Annotated in this window: 2 protein-coding genes; both read left to right on the top strand. The window is 62.6% G+C overall.

Annotation, left to right across the window (positions count from 1 at the left end):
* Positions 1-98: 98 nt before the first annotated feature.
* Positions 99-503 carry an IS4/Tn5 family transposase DNA-binding protein gene (locus tag EAV90_RS41120; protein WP_245509747.1) on the top strand — a complete coding sequence of 135 codons (405 nt, stop codon included), beginning with the start codon at positions 99-101 and terminating at the stop codon, positions 501-503.
* Positions 503-1,540 carry an IS4 family transposase gene (locus EAV90_RS39125; RefSeq protein WP_245509746.1) on the top strand — a complete coding sequence of 346 codons (1,038 nt, stop codon included), beginning with the start codon at positions 503-505 and terminating at the stop codon, positions 1,538-1,540. Before EAV90_RS41120 ends, EAV90_RS39125 begins: the two co-directional genes overlap by 1 nt.
* Positions 1,541-1,557 lie beyond the last annotated feature (17 nt).

Here is a 1,557-nt window from a genome sequence, read left to right as displayed (position 1 = left end):
TCACCGGCTTTCGATTACCCACATCTCGTGCGTAGGATTTGCATCGGTTGAATCGCCTGTGATTCTGTTTGTGACGCCGATTCGCGGAGGCGTCACAGATGAGCGGAGACACGGGAGCCGGTGCTGCAGGCTGGCATGACGACGAAGTCGTTTCGGCAGGGCTGCCGGACAAGCGATTGGCGCGCCGATTTGTCCGCCTGCTTGATCAGATGTCGGCGGCACCTGGCCAACCGGTCCCGGCCGCGTGCGGCGACTGGGCGGCGACGAAGGCGGCCTATCGCTTCTTCGATAATCCGCGCGTTACCGAGCATGGGATGCTGGCCGGCCATTTTGCCGCGACCGCCATGCGCTGCGCGGCGAGCGAAGGACCAATCCTCATTCTGCAGGATACCACCGAGTTCATCTACAGCCGTGCGCAGCCGGGTAAGATCGGCTTCACCAAGACCATCAACGCCGGACGTTACAAGGCGGGTCAGCCCAACGTGGTGACTTCGGAGTGCTGATGCATTCGAGCCTGGCCGTAACCCTCGGCGGCACGCCGCTCGGGCTGACGGCAGCGAAGTTCTGGACACGCACGAAGTTCAAGGGGACCTGGACGCTCAAGCGGCATGTGAACCCCACGCGGGTACCGATCGAGACGAAGGAAAGCTATCGCTGGCTGGAGAACCTGCGCCAGTCGATGGCGCTCGTGGGCACGCCGGAACGCTGCGTGCATGTGGCCGACCGCGAGAGCGACATCTACGAGCTCTTTTGCCTGGCGCAGGATCTCGGCACGCGCTTTCTGGTGCGAGTGCAGACCAACCGATTGGCCGGCGCGCCCGCCGACGCAGAGCCACGGGATGGAGCTCATAGGGTCTTCGCCCAGCTCTCGGCCACGCCTTGGGCGGGACGCCATTACGTCGCGATAGGACAGGATGAGACGGCGTGCGTGCACGTGAAGTTCGCCGCAATCCAAACCTTGCCGCCCATAGGCAAGCAGAAGCGATACAGTCCTCAGCTTCTCACCTACATTCACGCCCTTGAGATCGACCCGCCGGCGGGCCGTCCGCCGATCGACTGGAAGCTGGTGACCAATCTGCCGGTCGGAGATTTCACCATGGCCATCGAGAAGCTCGAATGGTACGCCTTGCGCTGGAAAGCAGAGGTGTTTCACAAGGTAATGAAGTCTGGCTGCCGCGCCGAAGAGACGAGGCTTGAGACCGCCGAGCGGCTGACCAAGTTCCTCGCCCTCATCGCGATGGTCAGCTGGCGCATCTTCTTCCTCACCATGTCCGCACGAGCGAAGCCCGACGCTGCGCCGGAGACAGTCCTCACCTCAACCGAAATCGCGACGCTAGATGCCATCGACGCGGCGCGGTCCAAGCCGCGCATCTTGCGCAAGACCCTCGCCACCTACTTGCTCCAGATTGCCATGCTGGGCGGCTACCTCGCGCGCAACCACGATCCGCCGCCAGGAAACATGGTGGTGTGGCGAGGCCTAACACGCCTCAATGACATCGCCTTCGGCCTCTCAATCAGAACTCGTCGACGATGTGGGTAATTGAAAGCATCACCGGA

It is taken from the genome of Bradyrhizobium vignae (assembly GCF_004114425.1).
Classification (GTDB): domain Bacteria; phylum Pseudomonadota; class Alphaproteobacteria; order Rhizobiales; family Xanthobacteraceae; genus Bradyrhizobium; species Bradyrhizobium vignae.
The sequence above is the reverse complement of the archived record's forward strand: the minus strand, read 5'-3'. Positions and strand labels throughout refer to the sequence as shown.

What these genes read in the sequence shown, in the direction of transcription:
- EAV90_RS41120 (WP_245509747.1), top strand. Translation starts at nt 99, where the DNA reads ATGAGCGGAGACACGGGAGCCGGTGCTGCAGGCTGGCATGACGACGAA.
- EAV90_RS39125 (WP_245509746.1), top strand. Translation starts at nt 503, where the DNA reads ATGCATTCGAGCCTGGCCGTAACCCTCGGCGGCACGCCGCTCGGGCTG.